Annotated in this window: 15 protein-coding genes; 9 read left to right on the forward strand and 6 right to left on the reverse strand. The window is 62.7% G+C overall.

All coding sequences use genetic code 11. The features are described from left to right. Positions 1-61 precede the first annotated feature (61 nt). The gene (locus EDY99_RS03960; protein ID WP_033642347.1) at positions 62-1,192 is read left to right on the forward strand and encodes a Gfo/Idh/MocA family protein; all 1,131 of its coding nucleotides are present in this window, start codon (positions 62-64) and stop codon (positions 1,190-1,192) included. Between the two features lie 101 nt (positions 1,193-1,293). Here EDY99_RS03960 and EDY99_RS03965 read toward each other — a convergent pair whose 3' ends face one another. From EDY99_RS03965 to EDY99_RS03975, 3 genes are read right to left on the reverse strand one after another with little or no spacing between them, the layout of a single operon-like run. Continuing rightward, positions 1,294-3,165 (reverse strand): amidohydrolase, encoded by a 1,872-nt coding sequence (locus tag EDY99_RS03965; protein ID WP_033642348.1) that lies wholly within the window; start codon positions 3,163-3,165, stop codon positions 1,294-1,296. Between the two features lie 21 nt (positions 3,166-3,186). Next, complete coding sequence (locus EDY99_RS03970; RefSeq protein WP_033642349.1) at positions 3,187-3,732, reverse strand: antibiotic biosynthesis monooxygenase; 546 nt, start codon at positions 3,730-3,732, stop codon at positions 3,187-3,189. Positions 3,733-3,780: 48 nt separating this feature from the next. Next, a complete protein-coding gene (locus EDY99_RS03975) occupies positions 3,781-4,425 on the reverse strand; it encodes a hydrolase (RefSeq protein ID WP_004939390.1) in 645 nt (214 codons plus the stop codon). 140 nt (positions 4,426-4,565) lie between these two features. Here EDY99_RS03975 and EDY99_RS03980 point away from each other — a divergent pair, with 140 nt between their 5' ends. The 8 genes from EDY99_RS03980 (at position 4,566) to EDY99_RS04015 (ending at position 12,546) form a co-directional block, all read left to right on the forward strand. Further along, positions 4,566-5,477, forward strand: coding sequence for a LysR substrate-binding domain-containing protein (locus tag EDY99_RS03980; protein WP_042783950.1), 912 nt, complete (start codon positions 4,566-4,568; stop codon positions 5,475-5,477). Between the two features lie 41 nt (positions 5,478-5,518). After that, on the forward strand, positions 5,519-5,893 hold the full coding sequence (locus EDY99_RS03985; protein ID WP_123061478.1) for a cell envelope integrity TolA C-terminal domain-containing protein: 375 nt from the start codon (positions 5,519-5,521) through the stop codon (positions 5,891-5,893). Positions 5,894-6,830: 937 nt separating this feature from the next. After that, positions 6,831-7,889, forward strand: a complete 1,059-nt coding sequence (locus EDY99_RS03990; RefSeq protein WP_117187672.1) for a fatty acid desaturase — start codon at positions 6,831-6,833, stop codon at positions 7,887-7,889. 13 nt (positions 7,890-7,902) lie between these two features. Beyond that, positions 7,903-8,832: an ABC transporter substrate-binding protein gene (locus EDY99_RS03995; protein WP_033650522.1), complete on the forward strand. Its 930-nt coding sequence runs from the start codon at positions 7,903-7,905 to the stop codon at positions 8,830-8,832. A 61-nt stretch (positions 8,833-8,893) separates the two neighbouring features. Then, positions 8,894-10,054, forward strand: a complete 1,161-nt coding sequence (locus EDY99_RS04000; protein ID WP_101453372.1) for an ABC transporter permease — start codon at positions 8,894-8,896, stop codon at positions 10,052-10,054. Next, the gene (locus EDY99_RS04005; RefSeq protein WP_123061479.1) at positions 10,051-10,986 is read left to right on the forward strand and encodes an ABC transporter ATP-binding protein; all 936 of its coding nucleotides are present in this window, start codon (positions 10,051-10,053) and stop codon (positions 10,984-10,986) included. The genes EDY99_RS04000 and EDY99_RS04005 overlap by 4 nt, the downstream gene beginning before the upstream one ends. Continuing rightward, positions 10,983-11,756, forward strand: coding sequence for an ABC transporter permease (locus tag EDY99_RS04010; RefSeq protein WP_046896907.1), 774 nt, complete (start codon positions 10,983-10,985; stop codon positions 11,754-11,756). Before EDY99_RS04005 ends, EDY99_RS04010 begins: the two co-directional genes overlap by 4 nt. Before the next feature lie 28 nt (positions 11,757-11,784). Next, positions 11,785-12,546 (forward strand): phosphate/phosphite/phosphonate ABC transporter substrate-binding protein, encoded by a 762-nt coding sequence (locus EDY99_RS04015; protein WP_080273377.1) that lies wholly within the window; start codon positions 11,785-11,787, stop codon positions 12,544-12,546. A 6-nt stretch (positions 12,547-12,552) separates the two neighbouring features. Here the strand turns inward: EDY99_RS04015 and EDY99_RS04020 are convergent, their stop codons facing one another. The 3 genes from EDY99_RS04020 to EDY99_RS04030 form a co-directional block, all read right to left on the reverse strand. Further along, positions 12,553-13,272, reverse strand: a complete 720-nt coding sequence (locus EDY99_RS04020) for an SDR family oxidoreductase (protein WP_046686655.1) — start codon at positions 13,270-13,272, stop codon at positions 12,553-12,555. 105 nt (positions 13,273-13,377) lie between these two features. Beyond that, positions 13,378-13,758: a MarR family transcriptional regulator gene (locus EDY99_RS04025; RefSeq protein WP_004939357.1), complete on the reverse strand. Its 381-nt coding sequence runs from the start codon at positions 13,756-13,758 to the stop codon at positions 13,378-13,380. Between the two features lie 34 nt (positions 13,759-13,792). Next, entirely contained in the window at positions 13,793-14,122 is a 330-nt protein-coding gene (locus EDY99_RS04030) for a DUF6516 family protein (RefSeq protein WP_046686656.1), read from the reverse strand. Positions 14,123-14,179: the final 57 nt, after the last annotated feature.

Genomic DNA, 14,179 nt, shown 5'->3' on the forward strand with positions numbered 1-14,179 from the left:
GCTGGCGCGTTTCACTCAGGGCGCCGGGTTTCAGGCAAGATTTCGGTCACGGGAGAGGATGATGAAACAGGTACGCGTTGGGTTAATCGGCACCGGCTATATCGGGCGTTGTCACGCTATCGCTTATGCGCAGGCCCCCACGGTATTTCCCCTTAAAGGGGATCTGGTGCTGGAGATGCTGGCGGAGGTGACGCCCGAGCTGGCGGCGCAGCGCGCGGCCGAGTTCGGCTTTGCGCGTTCGACCGGCGACTGGCGGCAGCTGGTGGCCGATCCGGCGATCGACGTGGTGGACATCTGCGCCCCCAACTTCTTGCACAAAGAGATGGCGCTGGCGGCGATCCGCCACGGCAAGCACGTGTATTCGGAAAAACCGCTGGCGCTGGACGCCGCCGACGCGGCGGAGATGGTGCAGGCCGCCCGCGCCAAGGGGGTGAAAACGCTGGTCGGTTTCAACTACATGAAAAACCCCACCAGCCAGCTGGCGCGCGAGATCATCGCCAACGGCGAAATCGGCGAGGTGGTGCATTTTTACGGCACCCACAATGAGGATTACCTGGCCGACCCGCGCACGCCGATCGACTGGCACTGCCGCCGCGCCAGCGCCGGGCTGGGCGCGTTGGGGGATCTGGCGGCGCACATCGTCAATATGGCGCACTACCTGGTGGGCGATATCGTGGCGGTCTCTGGCGATATGCAGACCGTGATCAAACAGCGGCCGGATCCGCAAGACCCGTCGCGTATGCATCCGGTGGAAAACGAAGATCAGGCCAGTGCGCTGCTGCGTTTCGCCGGCGGGGCGATGGGCACTATCGAAACGTCGCGCATCGCCTGCGGGCGCAAGATGGGGCTGACCTATGTGGTTACCGGCACCAAAGGCACGCTGAGTTATACCCAGGAACGGATGGCCGAACTGAAGCTGTATCGGCACGATGAACCGGCGGAGCGGCAGGGGTTCAAGACGTTGCTGGTGGGGCCGAAGCACCCGGACTATGCGGCGTTTTGCATCAGCGCTGGGCACGGCATTGGTTTTAACGATCAGAAGACGGTGGAGATCCGCGATCTGGTCAACGGCATCGCCGCGGGCGATCGCATGTGGCCGGACTTTGAAGAGGGCTGGAAGGTGTCGTGCGTGCTGGACGCGATAGCCGCCTCCGCCGAGCAGCGGCGCTGGCTGGAGATCAACCGCGATTGAAAAGGAAATGGCGCTCTCCGCGGACAGCGCCATTAATTTATTATGTTGTTAGCTTAATAGCTTATTAAATTAATTTTATAATAAGTTACTGGCTTGATAACTTAGAACGAGAAACACGAACAGCCGAACGCGCCCCAGAAGGCATTCTCGTCCGACACCGGGATGCTGGAGCGGCGCGCGATGTCATGCTGGTGCGCGTGCACGCCGCACGGGCCGCAGCATTGGTGCGCCTGGCTCACTACCCCGACGCGGGCCGCCGCCGACGGCGGCGCGGAGCGGTAATGGCCCGGCACCTGGGTGACCGGCGACCACTCCGGCAGCACCGGCAGCGGCGGCGGCGCCAGCGGCGAGAAGCTGCCGGCGGCGTAGACCACCTTGCCGTCCACCACCGTCATTACCGACTCGATGCCTTTGATCTGCTCTTCCGGCACGCTGAAGTAGTCCTGCGACAGCACCGCCAAATCCGCCAGTTGGCCGACCTTGATCTGGCCTTTCTTGCCCTGTTCGGTGGAGAACCAGGCGCTGCCCTGGGTCCACAGCATCAGCGCCGTTTCGCGATCCAGCCGGGCGCTGTCGTCGTACATCGCCATGCCGCCGACGGTGCGGCCGGAGACCAGCCAGTACAGCGCCGTCCACGGGTTGTAGCTGGCGACGCGGGTGGCGTCGGTGCCCAGCCCGACCGGCAGCTCGGCCGCCAACATTTTCGCTACCGGCGGCGTATGTTTGGTGGCTTCGATGCCGTAGCGGTCGGCGAAATATTCCCCCTGGAACGCCATGCGGTGCTGGACCGCAATGCCGCCGCCCAGCGCCTTGACGCGCTCGATATTGCGTTCGGTAATGGTTTCGGCGTGGTCGAACAGCCAGTGCAGGCCGTTGAACGGAATATCGCGGTTCACCTTCTCGAACACGTCCAGCATGCGGCTGATGGATTCGTCATAGGTGGCGTGCAGGCGGAACGGCCAGCGGTGCTCAACCAGATGGCGCACCACTCGCTCCAGCTCGTCTTCGGTGCCCGGCGGCAGATCCGGGCGCGGCTGCAGGAAGTCTTCGAAGTCGGCGGCGGAAAACACCAGCATCTCGCCGGCGCCGTTGTGGCGATAGAAGTCGGTGCCCTGGCCCGGTTTGAGCATGTCGGTCCACAGCTCGAAGTCTTCCAGTTCCTGCTTCGGCCGCTGGGTGAACAGGTTATAGGCGATGCGGATGGTCAGCTGCTTTTTCTCGTGCAGCTCGGCGATCACCTGATAATCCTCCGGGTAGTTCTGGAAACCGCCGCCGGCGTCGATGGCGCTGGTGAGGCCGAGGCGGTTCAGCTCACGCATAAACTGGCGGGTGGAGTTGACCTGCTGTTCCAACGGCAGCTTCGGCCCTTTCGCCAGCGTGGCGTACAGGATCATGGCGTTGGGTTTGGCGATCAGCATGCCGGTCGGGTTGCCGTTGGCGTCGCGCTGGATCTCGCCGCCCGGCGGGTTCGGCGTGTCTTTGGTGTAGCCGACCACTTTCAGCGCCGCGCGGTTGAGCAACGCGCGATCGTATAAATGCAGAATAAATACCGGCGTGTCCGGCGCCGCCTGGTTGATTTCGTCCAGCGTCGGCATGCGGCGTTCGGCAAACTGGAACTCGGTCCAGCCGCCGACCACCCGCACCCATTGCGGGCTCGGCGTGCGCAGCGCCTGCTCTTTCAACATGCGCAGCGCGTCGGCCAGCGAAGGCACGCCTTCCCAGCGCAGCTCCAGGTTGTAGTTCAGGCCGCCGCGGATCAGGTGCAGGTGCGAGTCGTTCAGGCCCGGAATGGCGGTGTGGCCGTGCAGATCGATCACCTGGGTTTCCGGCCCGGCGTGTTGCATGACTTCGCCTTCGCTGCCGACCGCCAGAAACTTGCCGTCGCGAATGGCGACCGCCTGCGCGGTGAGGTTTTGGCGGTCAACGGTGTGAAATTTGCCGTTGGTGAGGATCAATGAAGCGTGGTGGTTCATAACATTCTCCCGGCGAACCGCCTAGCGGCGGATCAGCCATTGATGAAAAACGCGAGTCACGATGGGCATCCACAGGTACACCACCAGGGCGACCACGGTGGCGTCATTGAGAAAATGGCCGAGCAGCGTGCCGTTCAACTGCGGCAGCGCCAGCCCCCAAAACCAGGGCACCAGATTGGTGGAAGGGAAGATCACCAGCAGGGTGATGATGAACTGCTTCCACTGGGGCGGTTGGCGCACGCCGGGGTTGGGCGGGGTAAACCAGAACTCCGCGCCGGGGCGGATCTCGATATGGTCATTCTCCAGCAACAGCGGAGTGACTTCTTCGATGTATTGCTTGCGCAGCGGCGAGTTGAGCCAGCGGTAGAGATTATCGACATTGTCGAAGCGGACCAGCACCGTATAGGCCTGTTCGCTGTCGGATGGGCGGATGATGTTGACGCCCAGATGGCCGGTGAAGCCCGCGGCGTCCGGCATGATGCGGTTCAGCCAGGCCTCATAGGCCTGCTCGTTCCCCGGCGCCAAACGGTGGGTGATCACCAGCGTGACATGCTGCGGATGGGCCATAAAACCGACTCCTGAAAATACCCCGGCGCGGGGCCGGGGCAGGGGGAATTATTTCACCGTGCGGGCCGGTGCGTGGTGCACCATGGTGTAAGCGTAGTCGACGCCCATGCCGTACGCGCCGCTGTGTTCGCGCACCAGCGCCATCACCGCGTCGTAGGTGTCTTTGCGCGCCCAGTCGCGTTGGTACTCCAGCAGCACCTGCTGCCAGGTCACCGGTACGGCGCCGGCCTGCACCATGCGATCGATCGAGCGCTCGTGCGCATCGACGGAGGTGCCGCCGGAGGTGTCGGTCACCACATACACTTCATAGCCGGCTTCCAGCGCCATCAGCGCCGGGAAGGTCAGGCACACTTCGGTCCACAGCGCGGAGATCACCAGCTTTTTGCGGCCGGTGGCTTCCACGGCTTTGACGAAGGCCGCGTCTTCCCAGGAGTTCATCGAGGTGCGTTCAATCGGGGTGATTTCAGGGTGTACCGCCAGCAGCTCCGGCCAGATATAGCCGCTGAAGCTTTCGGTTTCGACCGAGGTGAAAAGGGTAGGAACGTTGAAAATCTTGCCTGCCTTCGCCAAACCAACAACGTTGTTTTTCAGTTGCTGACGATCAATATTAGCCACGCCGAAGGCCATTTGCGGTTGATGATCGATAAAAATCAGTGCGGAGTTGTCTTTATCAAGCAGTTGAAACTTGGACATAATTTACCTTCCCAGTGATATTTCGGTTGAACATCTGATGAGTGTAACGCCGATAAAACCCATGGTAGGCAGAGGGCGATTTCAAAGATACCGCAGAATTTTTGCCGACTTGTTGAGTTTTTTTATACACGGGAGAAAACATGAGATTAAACCTGGAAGCGCTGCTGATTTTGGATGCGCTGGACCGGCACGGATCTTTCGCCGCCGCGGCCGCCGCACTGTTTAAAACCCCTTCGGCACTGAGCTATATGGTGCAAAAGCTCGAGAACGATCTCGACATCACCCTGCTCGATCGCTCCGGCCATCGGGCGAAGTTCACCGATACCGGCAAGCTGATGCTGGAAAAAGGGCGGGTGCTGCTGCGCGCGGCGCAGGATCTGGAACAGCAGGCGCGCTATGTCGAAAACGGCTGGGAAAGCGAGATCACGCTCGGGATCGACGCCTCCTTCCCGTTTGCCCGTTTGTTGCCGCTGATAGAAGAGTTCTACCGGCAGCATCACCATACCCGGCTGCGCTTCAGCCACGAGGTGCTGGCCGGCTCCTGGGAGTCGCTGGTTTACGGCTGCGCCGACATTATCATCGGCGCCATCTGCGAGCCGCCGTCGCGGGTGGGCTATGCGTTCAGCCGCCTGGGGCAGCTGGATTACGTGTTCGCCGTCGCGCCGCAGCATCCGCTGGCCGCGCTGCCGGAACCGTTGCCGAAGGATGAGATCCGTCAGCACCGGGCGGTGGTGGTGCGCGATACCTCGCGCGTCAACGCGCCGCAGAGCCTGAACCTGCTGGAAGAGCAAGACACGCTGACGGTCTTCGGCTTCGACGCCAAGCTGCAGGCGCAGTTGGCCGGGCTGGGCTGCGGCTATCTGCCGCGCGCCTTGGCGGAACCTTACCTGAACAGCGGCGAACTGGTGGCGAAACGCGTCGAATCGGAACGTTGCAGCGACATCGCCTACTTCGGCTGGCGGGAAAGCGCCAGCGGCCTGGCGGCCAAGTGGTGGCGCGAGCGGCTGCAGCGTTACGCGGATGACGGTGAGGCTTACCCAGCGGCGCAGTAAGGGCGCTCGATAAAGATTAATCCCCAATAAGGACATAGGGAATGAAAAAGACACTAAGCCTGTTGGCGCTGTTACTGTTGAGCGGCTGCGGCGCGGGCGCCGGGCGTCAGGCCGGCACCCCCTTGCCGTCGCCGCAGGCCGAGGCGCCGGTTGCGGCGCCGCTCAGCTATCCGGTGCGGGTGCATAACGCGGTGAGCCGCGAGCTGCGTTTGCCGGAGCATGCGCGCGGCCAACGCTGCACCATCAGCATCCGTCTGCGGCCGGACGGGAAACTGGCGAGCAGCAAGATCGTAAGAGGCGATGCGCCGCTGTGCGCGGCGGCCAACGAGGCGGTGCAGCGCGCGCAGTTTCCGCCGATGGCCAGCGCCACTGAATACGCGTTGTTCAACGCCGTGGTGCTCGATTTCGTTCCCTAAAGGGATGTGACCGACGGGCTGCCTGCGCGGCTAATGCTTGTCAGTTAGCGTTTTTTGAAGTACTCGTGACGTTTTCGGTCGATAAATGAGAGGTGCATCATGAGGCTCCTGCGCCTCGACCGAGCCAGGGGCCGAAGGCGCGGCCCCTGGCAACCCGCGCCTTTGCCCTGTCAGACGGTTGGCTTTGCCAACTGCCTCTCTCCGCCATAGCGCATTGAGGCCGGTTGCGACAGGCGTCCCTGCCTGTCTCACCTGAAACCGCCGTCCATGGCGGTTTCTCCTAATGCGCTATGCCTGCGTTCGGCGTCTTCAAGGGCGTCCAATACCGTGCTCATCTCCGATTTCTCTTCTCTGTCATAACCTCATAAGGGACAGGTTGCCCGGTAGCTGCCAGCTCGGGTGTTGACCTTAGGCGCGCATCACCGGCTGCCGAGCAAGACGGCATAGTCAGGGGCAACCGGCCAGGGAAGGCCGGTTGAGGCGAGACTAACAGGGACGTTTGTCGCAGCCGACCCGCCCGACAATGCAGACGCGGCGAGGACAAATCTGCCGGGAGCAGATTTGAACGCTGCTTGCAGCGGCCCCGAAGGGGCGAGGCCAAGGGTGGGCCGAGTAATTTCCGCACAGCGGACAGACGGTGTTAAGCAAGGGCGCGGGTGGAGGGGCCGCGCCTTCGGCCCCTCCAATTGCCGTTCATATTGGCCGCAAATAAATGCGGGACATTTACGGCAATTCAGGCTACACAAAACACACAAAGATGGGATAAAAAATGCCAGTCAGGTTTAACTGACTGATATCACCGCCTGCGCGGCCCGTTTTTTCGCTTTGACGCGTACGCAACCCGCTGAATTTTCACTTAGCTTTGCCATTTTCGTTATTTTGAACGTCACTGCGGCTCACGGATACTGGGGAGAAATCCCCAACCGCGAGCCGCAGCATGTCCCACGCCCACTATTTGCACCCCGAACAACGCGACCGGATCCGGCGGCTTTATCAGCGTTGGTACTGGCGGCTGGAACTGCCCACCTGGGGGATCATGGCGGCGGTGTACGGTGGCTGGTTTGGCGTGGCGCATTATTGGCAGGCGCTGGGCCCGTGGCTTGGCACGCCGCTGCTGATCCTGCTGACCACCGGGTATATGTCGCTGCAGCATGAGCTGATCCACGGCCATCCGACGCGCCGGCCGCGCGTCAATCAGCTGTTCGGCCTGTTGCCGCTGGCGGTGTGGTATCCCTATGGGCTGTATCGCGATTCGCATCTGCGCCACCATCGCAATGAACACCTGACCGATCCGCACGAAGATCCCGAAAGCTACTACTTCAGCGCCGCGCAGTGGCGGCGTTATCCCCGCCTGTTGCCGCTGCTGGCCGCGGTGCGCAATACGCTGATCGGCCGGGTGCTCCTCGGCCCGGCGCTGGATATTGCCGCGACCCTGGCCGCGGCGGTGAAGGCGCTTGCCGGTGGCGCATGGCGCGTATGGGCGATGTGGCTGGTGCACCTGTCGTTGTTGGCGGCGCTGCTGCACTGGCTGCAGGCGCAGGGTATCGGTACGGCGTTTTACCTGTTGGCCATCAGCTATCCGGCGCTGGCGCTGACCAAGGTGAGATCGTTTTTTGAGCATCGCGCCGTGGACGCACCGCAGGCACGTTCTATTATTAATGAGGCGGGCTGGCCGTGGCGGCTGTTGTTTCTCAATCTGAACTACCATTTAGTGCATCACGATCTGCCCGGCCTGCCCTGGTATGGCCTGCGCGAAGTCTACCTGGCGGAGCGCGAAGCGTATCAGCGCCGCAGCCAGGGATTTGTCGCGCAAGGCTACGGCGAGTGGCTGCGCGATTACGCGCTGACGCCGATCGACGTCGGCGTGCATCCGCTGAGCGCCGGCGAACGGCGGGAGGAACGCGGTGCCCGGCCGAAGAAAAACTTTATTGCGCGCTGGAAGCGCGTTTCTCAGGATTTTCCAACCGAACTGGCCCATGAGCCGGAAAACATATAACCAGAGGAAAAGTATGGCAATCACCTTATCACGCGGACGTTCCTTTGCCATCGCGCTGGCTCTGCTGGCCACCGGCGGCCTGGCGCAGGCGGCCGACTCGGTACGCGTCGGCTCCAAGATCGATACCGAAGGTTCGCTGCTCGGCAACATCATCGTGCAGGTGCTGGAAGCCAACGGCATCAAAACCACCAATAAACTGCAGCTCGGCACTACCAAGGTGCTGCGCGGCGCCATTACCTCCGGCGAGATCGACATTTACCCGGAGTACACCGGCAACGGCGCGTTTTTCTTCTCCGATGAGAAAGATCCGGCATGGAAGAACGCCCAGGCTGGCTTCGAGAAGGTGAAGCAGCTCGACTACGACAAAAACAAAATCGTCTGGTTGGACGCGGCGCCGGCCAACAATACCTGGACTATCGCCATTCGGCAGGACGTGGCGGACGCCAACCATCTCAAAACGCTGGCGGATCTCGGCAAGTGGATTAACGGCGGGGGCAAGTTCAAGCTGGCGGCCTCGGCGGAGTTTATCGAGCGGCCGGATGCGCTGCCGGCGTTCCAGAACGCCTACGGTTTCAAGCTGAATCAGGATCAGCTGCTGTCATTGGCCGGCGGCGACACGGCGGTGACCATCAAGGCGGCGGCGGAGCAGACCTCCGGCGTCAACGCGGCGATGGCCTACGGCACCGATGGCCCGGTGGCGGCGCTGGGGTTGCAGACGCTGGCGGACCCGAAAGGCGTACAACCCATCTACGCGCCGGCGCCGATCGTGCGCGAAGCGGCGCTGAAAGCGCACGCCAATCTGCCTGAACTGCTGAAGCCGGTGTTCGCCTCGCTGGACGGGCCGACGCTGCAAAAGCTCAACGCGCAGATCGCAGTGGAAGGCCAGGACGCCAAACAGGTGGCGGCCGCTTACCTGAAAGAGAAAGGATTTGTTAAGGGATAACGCCGAGGTGCCCCCTCTTGCTACGGGAGAGGGGGAAAACCGATGGCGCCGGAGAGTTTCTTTGACTATTGCCGTAAAACATCGCGTGTTGTTAACGCTGTTCATGCTGTTGCTGCTGGCCGCCTTCGGCCTGCCGTTCCTCAGTTATGCCCCCAATCGTCTGCTGTCGGGTAAAAGCCTGTCCTTATTCTCCCTGTTGCACGGCCCGGCGCTGTGGCTGCTGTTGCCGCTGGCGGCGTTGGCGATCCTCAGCCTGTTGCCGCCGACCCGGGGGCGTGCGCTGTTGACGGCGCTGGCCGCCTGCGGGGTGCTGACGCTGGTCTTTTGGATCGGCGGACAGGCCGCCGAACGCCTGGCGCAGGAGGGATCGCGCCTGGCGCGCACCTCTTGGGGCAGCGGTGCCTGGCTGACGATGGCGCTGAGCCTGCTGATCGCCGCCGACGCCATGACGCGTCTCACCGCGTCGCATCTGCGGCGAATGCTCGGCAACGCGCTGGTGCTGGTGCCGCCGGCGCTGCTGCTGTTCGGCCATCAGCTCGATCAGCTGTCGCTGCTGAAGGAGTACCACAATCGCCAGGAGGTGTTTGACGCCGCGCTGCTGCAGCACCTGACCATTCTGCTGGCGACGATGGCGCCGGCGCTGGCGATCGGCGTGCCGCTCGGGGTGCTGTGTTTTCGCTCCGAGCGCTGGCAGAGGCCGATCTTTTCCGCGCTGAACATTATCCAGACCGTGCCTTCCATCGCGCTGTTCGGCCTGCTGATCGCGCCGCTGGCGGGGCTGGCGGCGGCGGTGCCCTGGCTGGCGGAACACGGCGTCAGCGGCATCGGCATGGCGCCGGCGATCGTGGCGCTGGTGCTGTACGCGCTGTTGCCGCTGGTGCGCAGCGTGGTGGCGGGGCTGCAGAGCGTGCCGGCCGGGGTGATTGAATCCGCCACCGGCATGGGGCTGACGCGCGGGCAGATCTTCCTGCGCGTGCAACTGCCGTTGGCGTTGCCGCTGTTCCTGACCGGCGTGCGAATCCTGGCGGTGCAAACCGTCGGCATGGCGGTGGTGGCGGCGCTGATCGGCGCCGGCGGCTTTGGCGCCATCGTGTTTCAGGGGCTGCTCAGCAGCGCGCTGGATCTGGTTCTGCTGGGGGTGATCCCGGTGGTCATGATGGCGGTCATCGTCGATTCGCTGTTTAAATTTTGGGTTTCAATCCTGGACGTATCGCGCCGATGATTCACTTTGAGCAAGTCAGCAAAATTTTTCAGGGCAAGCCGGCGGTGGACGATCTCACGCTGCACATCGCCGAGGGCGAATTCACCGTGTTGATCGGCACCTCGGGTTCCGGCAAGTCCACGACGTTAAAAATGATCAACCGCCTGATCGAACACGATCGGGGCAAGATTCTCTTTGCCGGCGAAGAGATCCAGTCGTTTAAACCGCAGGATCTGCGGCGGCGCATGGGCTATGCGATCCAATCGATCGGCCTGTTTCCACATTGGACGGTGGAGGAGAACATCGGCACCGTGCCGCAGCTGCTGAAATGGCCGCGCGCGCGCATTCGCGATCGGGTTACCGAGTTGCTGGAGCTGCTGCACCTGGAACCGGATCTGTTTCGCCGTCGCTACCCGCACCAGCTTTCCGGCGGGCAGCAGCAGCGGGTCGGAGTGGCGCGCGCGCTCGCCGCCGATCCCGAGGTGTTGTTGATGGACGAACCGTTCGGCGCGTTGGATCCGGTCACCCGCGCGGCGCTGCAGGCGGAGATCGCCCGCATTCATCAGATCTCGGGCCGCACCATTGTGCTGGTGACGCACGACATCGACGAGGCGTTGAACCTGGCGGATCGCCTGGTGCTGCTCGATCAGGGGCGGGTGGTGCAACAGGGCACGCCGCTGACGCTGTTGACCGCCCCGGCCAACGACTTCGTGCGTGACTTCTTCGGGCGCAGCGATCGCGGCATCAAGCTGCTGTCGCTGGGGACGGTGGCGGAGCGGGTGCGGCCCGGTGTCGCCGGGGGCGAACCGATCGCCGCTGCCATGAGCCTGCGCGAGGCGCTGTCGGTGTTCGTGGCGCGCGGCAGCGACTGCCTGCCGGTGGTGGATGAACGGGGCGAAGCGTTGGGGGTTCTGCACTTCCACGATCTGATCGCCGGGCAGGCGCTGTCATGAGCGGGCGTCTCTGGCGCCTGCTGCGCGATCCGCTGCCCTGGACGCTGGCGCTGCTGTTGGCGCTGGTGTTTGGTATGGATCATCTGCGCGGTCTGTTTGCCGCCTGGTTCCCCGATCTGGACCGGCCCATTTATCAGCAGGACAGCTTTATCGCGCTGGTGGGGGCGCACCTGTCGCTGGTGGCGATCTCCAGCCTGATTGCGGTGGCTCTCGGCGTGGCGGCGGGCGTCGCCGTGACCCGACGCGGCGGCCGGGAGTTTCGTTCGCTGCTGGAAACGGTGGTGGCGGTGGGGCAGACCTTCCCGCCGGTGGCGGTGTTGGCGGTGGCGGTGCCGGTGATGGGCTTCAGCGAGCAGCCGGCGATCATCGCGCTGGTGCTGTACGGCTTGCTACCGATCCTGCAGGGCACGCTGGCGGGCATCGAATCGGTGCCGCCCGCCACGCGCGAGATCGCCCGCGGCGTGGGGATGAGCGCCTGGCAAATACTGTGGCGGGTTGAACTGCCGCTGGCGGCGCCGGTGATTGTCGCCGGGATCCGCACGTCGGTGATCATCAACATCGGCACGGCGGCCATCGCTTCCACCGTCGGTACCAAAACGCTCGGTTCGCCGATCATCATCGGCCTAACCGGGTTTAACACCGCCTATGTGATCCAGGGCGCGGCGGTTGTGGCGTTGTTGGCTATTATCACCGATATGCTGTTCGAACGTTGGGTGCGTTATCTCACCGCCTGGCGTCAGCAGACGCTGGCGGCCACTCCGGCGGGGTAAGGGGGAAATGATGCAGGTGTCTCTACCGATGTACGGCGTTGGCCGGGAGCAGGCCGACGCTTTCTGGCAGGTCTTGCGCGGCAAGCTGCTGCGGCTGGGGCTGCCGGCGGCGCCGGAACGGCTCAGTTGGCCGGACGATTTGGCGCAGCATTGGCGGCGCGAGGATCTCTTGCTCAGCCAAACCTGTGGTTATCCGTTGGTCAGCAGCCTGCCGCAGGTGCAGCTGATCGGAACCTATCATTATCGGGTGGAAGGGTGCGACGGGCCTAATTACCGCAGCTGGCTGGTGGTGCGCGCGGGCGACTCCGGCGAACGGCTGGCGGATTTTCGCGGCCGGACGGTGGCGTATAACAGCACCGATTCCCAGTCCGGCTACAACGGCTTGCGCGCGCTAATCGCGCCGCTGGCGCAGGACGGGAAATTCTTCGGTGCGGCTATCGCCTCCGGGGCGCATTATCAGTCGCTGAAACTGATCCGCAGCGGGCAGGCGGATATCGCCGCCATCGATTCCATCAGCATGGAACTGCTGCGCCGCGCGCAGCCGCAGGCGCTGGAGGGGCTGAAAATCATTGGCCGCACGGCGGCGGTGCCGGGTTTGCCGCTGATCACCGCAGCCGGCACGCCGCCGGAACAGGTGGACATCCTGCGCGCCGGCGCCCGAGCGATGCTGGATGAGGCGGTCAGCGACCGCCTGCTGATCGGCGATTTCAGCCTGGTGCCGCGCTCGGCTTACCAGATTATCACCGTGCTGGAGCAGCAGGCAGCCGCACAGGGCGTAACGGCGCTCTAGCCGTCGTTACAGCAGGCCGCCGCCGTCGATATCGATCACGCTGCCGGTGACGAAACCGTTCTCCATCGCCAGCAGGTAACCCGCCGCGACGTCGGCCGCCTGGCCGATCCGGCCGACCGGTAGGCTGTCGCTCACGCGTTCGAACAGCGCCTGACGCTGCGCGGCGCTCATGCCGTCGTAGGCTTCGGTGGCGGTAATGCCGGGGCTGACCACGTTCACCCGCCGCGGCGCCAGTTCCTTCGCCAATTGTTTGCCGACCGCCTCCAGCGCGGCGTTGATGGCGGTTTTGACCAACTGGCCACCGAGATATTTGCGCGACAGCTGGCCGGAGGTCAGGGTGATGGAGCCCTGCGGCGCCAGCGTCGGCAGCGCGGCCTGCACCGCGCGCAAGCTGCCCCAGAATTTGACGTTGAAGTCGGCCTGCGCCTGCTCAAAAGCAGTCTCCGCCAGCGGTTTCGCCTGCACCAGCGGCCCGGCGGTGATCACCAGATGGTCGAAAGCGCCGACGGCGGCAAACAGCGCATGCAGCGACGCTTCATCGGTCAGATCGGCCTGCATCAGATGCAGCGCGTCGTTTTTCTCCCCGGCGTGGGGAAGGCGGCGCGAAGCCAGCACCACTTCAGCGCCGCGCGCCGCCGCTGCGTAGGCCACCGCGGCGCCAATGCCGCTGGTGCCGCCCAGGATCACCAGCTTTTGTCGTTTCAGGGGGGAGTCAGGAATTGTCATGTTAAGGCCTCTTTTTAGTAAGTTTCAACGGGATCTATCTTTCCTGATTGAAAATCACCTAACAATCGGCCTTGCTGACAAACTCTTATTAATATTTTTTAAAGATCATGCGGCGCTAAAGCGGGCGTTTAGCTTCTGATCCACGATGATTTCGAAATCGGTAAACAGCGCTCGGGGTTTCACTGAACGCCCCTGTTTTTCCAGTGCCACCAGGCCGTGCCCGCTCAGCGTTTTCAGCGTGGTGGACAGATTGCTGACCTGGCGCCCCGACAGTTCGGCCAACTGGCTGATGGTCTCGGGGCGGGCAGTGTCGATCAGACGCAGCAGGGCAATATTCTCGTTGCTGAGCACCTGGGCCAGCGCAATCATTGACGTAAACCACACTTTGGGCTCACGTTCCTGTGGCTGATATTCCCCTTTTGCGATCGCCAGTGTGCGCTTGCGAATCAGTTCTTCAGGCATCACGCCAATCAGTGCTTTCATCATCAACCTCGGTTTTCTCTCTTGCGTATGACTTCGTCTATCCGGGTAAAAAATCTTCCACCAACTGATAGGCGGAATGAAACTCGTATGGTGAGCCTTTGTCCGTCGGGGAGTCATGTTGGTGATCGTAAACGACGCGGCCCGAAAATTTACCTTTGCGGGGTGTTTTAATGGTATGCGCGTTGTCTATGCCAAAAACCCGGGTATTGTGGTTATCATGCAAGGTCAAATTGTAACGGATGCCGTGAGGGATAAAGGCCGTTTGGGTCACCGTCCAAGCCTCGATTTTCCACCAATAGCCATCCTCACGATTGACCCGCGTGCCATGCAGGCTAAGGATGTAGTCCAGTCCGTTGTGTTCATCCATTGATCAAAGCTCCATTTATTATGATCTAATCATAACAATTGGGCGTTTTATCGTCAA

The organism is Serratia sp. LS-1 (assembly GCF_003719595.1).
Classification (GTDB): domain Bacteria; phylum Pseudomonadota; class Gammaproteobacteria; order Enterobacterales; family Enterobacteriaceae; genus Serratia; species Serratia ureilytica.